Source organism: bacterium (assembly GCA_028821235.1).
GTDB lineage: Bacteria > Actinomycetota > Acidimicrobiia > Spongiisociales > Spongiisociaceae > Spongiisocius.
On the sequence record JAPPGV010000005.1, the window covers coordinates 1 to 3,352 of the forward strand.

Below are 3,352 nucleotides of genomic sequence, written 5' to 3' on the forward strand. Positions count from 1 at the left end.
CATAGTCCCAACATTCACATGCGGCTTATCCCGCACAAAACGCTCCTTACCCATACTCACTAACCTCCTACTAGTTCTCCACGCGCCGCGCCGACAATCCGGCGAGCGATGTTATCGGGTACGTCTCCATAAGAGTGGAACTGCATGGTTGACGTGGCGCGACCCTGCGTCTTGGACCGGAGGTCGGTCACGTAACCGAACATCTCCGACAAGGGAACCCGGGCCATGACCACCCGTGACCGGCCACGCTGCCCGGCCTCCTCGATACGGCCCCGGCGTGACGACAGATCGCCCATCACCTCACCCAGGTAATCCTCGGGGGTGACTATCTCGACCTCCATCAAAGGCTCGAGCAGCTTGATCCCCGCCCTCCGGGCAGCCTTCTGGAAAGCCATCGAGCCCGCGATGCGGAAGGCCATCTCGGAAGAGTCCGTGTCGTGCGATTGCCCATCCACCAGCCGGGCGCGCACATCCACCAGTGGATAGCCGGCCAGAACGCCCTGTTCCAGGGCGCCCTCGATGCCGGCGTTCACCGACGGAATGAACTCACGGGGGACCCTGCCGCCCTTGATCTCGTCGATGAACTCGTAACCGCCACCGGGCCCGGTCGGCTCCAGGTCGATCTTCACCACCGCATACTGTCCCCGCCCGCCGGTTTGCTTGATGTAGCGCAACTCGACGCCGGTCACAGGACCCTTGATCGTCTCGCGGTAGGCCACCTGGGGACGGCCCACGTTGGCGTCCACTCCGAACTCCCGCACCAGCCGGTCCACCAGGATGTCCAGGTGGAGCTCGCCCATCCCCGAGATGATCCGCTGTCCGGTCTCCTGATCGGTCCGCACGAGGAAGGTGGGATCCTCCTCAGCAAGACGATCCAGGGAGTCGGTCAGCTTCTCCTGATCGACCTTCGACCGCGGCTCGATGGCCACGGAGATCACCGGCGCCGGGAACGACATCGCCTCCAGCAGGAGCGGGTGCCCGGCCGCAGTGAGGGTGTCACCCGTGGCGGTGTGCTTCAGGCCCACCGCCGCCACGATGTCCCCGGTGAAGACGTCCTCGCGATCCTCACGATGGTTGGCATGCATCCGCAGCAGCCGGCCAAGGCGCTCCTTGCGTCCCTTGGTGCTGTTGAGGACCGCGCCTCCCTTGGTGGCGTGCCCCGAGTACACCCGGAAGTAGGTGAGCTTGCCGACGTGAGGGTCGCTGACGATCTTGAAGGCCAGGGCCGCGAAGGGTTCGGCATCCTCCGGGGCGCGCGAGTCGCGCATCTCCGAACCGGGGAGAAAGCCCTGGACAGCAGGCATATCGGTCGGGCTCGGAAGGTAGTCCACCACCGCGTCCAGTAGGAGCTGGACGCCCTTGTTGCGGAAGGCCGACCCGCAGAACACGGGCGTGAAGAGGTGTTGAAGGGTCCCGGTGCGGACTGCGGTGGTTATCTCACCGGGCGAGATCACCACATCCTCGAGGTACTTCTCCAGCAGCTTCTCGTCTATATCGGCCACCTGCTCGAGCATCCGGCCGCGGTACTCCTCGGCCGAAGCCTCGTACTCGGCCGGGATCGGCCCGGTGGTCCAGGTGCGACCGTCGTCGCCGGACCACATGTGGGCTTCCATCTCGACCAGGTCGACCACGCCGGTGAAGTCGCCCTCCTCGCCGATCGGGATCTGCATGACGAGCGGGTCGGCCCCCAGCCGCTCTTCGATCGATTCCACCGCTACAAAGAAATCGGCCCCGATCCGGTCCATCTTGTTGATGAAACAGATCCGGGGCACGTGGTACCGGTCCGCCTGGCGCCATACCGTCTCGGTCTGCGGCTCCACGCCGGCCACCCCGTCGAATACGGCTACCGCACCGTCCAGCACCCGCAGGGATCGCTCAACCTCGACCGTGAAGTCCACGTGGCCCGGCGTGTCGATGATGTTGATCCAGTGCTCATGCCACTCGCAGGTGGTAGCAGCGGACGTGATCGTGATGCCGCGCTCCTGCTCCTGCTCCATCCAGTCCATGACCGCGGCACCTTCGTGGACTTCACCCAGCTTGTAGGTGCGACCGGTGTAGTACAGGATGCGCTCGGTGAGGGTGGTCTTGCCCGCGTCGATATGCGCCATGATCCCGATGTTCCGCGTACGGCTCAGCGGGTACTGGCGAAGATGTATCAACGCGTCCGGACTGCTCACGACTTCTTCTCTCGCAACCGATCGTTCTCTGTCCCTTACTCCGCCTCTCGCCCCTACCAGCGGTAGTGGGCGAAGGCCTTGTTGGATTCCGCCATCTTGTGGAGGTCTTCCTTGCGCTTGATCGCCGAGCCGGTGTGCTTGGAGGCGTCGAGGATCTCGTTGGCGAGCCTCTGGGCCATGGTGTGCTCTCTCCGCCGCCTGGCAAACCCGACCAACCAGCGCACCGCCAGCGTGGAGGCCCGGCGGGGCCGGACGTCGACCGGCACCTGGTAGGAACTCCCGCCCACCCGTCGGGATCGGACCTCGACTTGGGGCCGGAGGTTGTCCACCGCCCGCTTGAGCACCATCAGCGAGTCCTGCCCGCTCCGCCGCGAGACGATCTCCATGGCCTGGTAGACGATCTTGCGGGCCTTCTCTTTCTTGCCCTTGAGCAGGACCTGGTTGATGATCTGGCTCACCAGGACATCCCTGAATACGGGATCGGGCTCGATGGTCCGCTTCTCGGCCGGTGCTCGTCGCATGTTCAGCGGCCTTTCTTGGTTCCGTAGCGGGACCGGGCCTGGCGGCGGTCATCGACCCCGGCCGCGTCGAGCGTGCCCCGGATGACCTTGTAGCGAACTCCCGGCAGGTCCTTGACCCTTCCCCCGCGCACCAGGACGATCGAGTGCTCCTGGAGGTTGTGTCCCTCCCCCGGGATGTAGGCGGTGACCTCGATCCCCGAGGTCAGGCGGACCCGGCACACCTTGCGCATAGCGGAATTGGGCTTCTTGGGTGTGATGGTGTAGACGCGAGTACAGACACCGCGTCGCTGCGGCGACCCGGCCAGGCCCGGAGTCTTCTCCTTGCGCGCCTTGGGCTTCCGGCCCTGGCGCACCAACTGCTGGATGGTGGGCAAATTACGCTCCTACAGGAGGCGAGTGACCGCGCGGTCGCTCGCTCTTCAGTTCAGGGGGCGACCGAGTGGGGAAGCGTCCCTTACTACCGGCCCGCGCTCGCCGTCAGAAGCCGCCGGGCGGCTCTCGGCTCACCGAACCCTTACTTGTGTCTGCTCCATGCCGGACCGAGGCTTAAAGCCGGCATGGGGTCACACCGGGTAGCCCGTCAGGACACGGGGATACGGACGTGCTCGTGCACGGTCGTCAGTATATGCGATCTCCCCGCTAGCGTCAACGAGG

At 65.1% G+C, this 3,352-nt stretch carries 3 protein-coding genes; all 3 read right to left on the minus strand.

The annotated features are described in order from the left end of the window. Positions 1-59: 59 nt before the first annotated feature. From fusA to rpsL, 3 genes are read right to left on the minus strand one after another with little or no spacing between them, the layout of a single operon-like run. A complete protein-coding gene (gene fusA, locus OXK16_00145) occupies positions 60-2,177 on the minus strand; it encodes an elongation factor G (protein ID MDE0374362.1) in 2,118 nt (705 codons plus the stop codon). Positions 2,178-2,230: 53 nt separating this feature from the next. Continuing rightward, a complete protein-coding gene (gene rpsG / locus OXK16_00150; GenBank protein ID MDE0374363.1) occupies positions 2,231-2,698 on the minus strand; it encodes a 30S ribosomal protein S7 in 468 nt (155 codons plus the stop codon). Positions 2,699-2,700: 2 nt separating this feature from the next. Beyond that, entirely contained in the window at positions 2,701-3,072 is a 372-nt protein-coding gene (rpsL, locus tag OXK16_00155; protein MDE0374364.1) for a 30S ribosomal protein S12, read from the minus strand. Positions 3,073-3,352 lie beyond the last annotated feature (280 nt).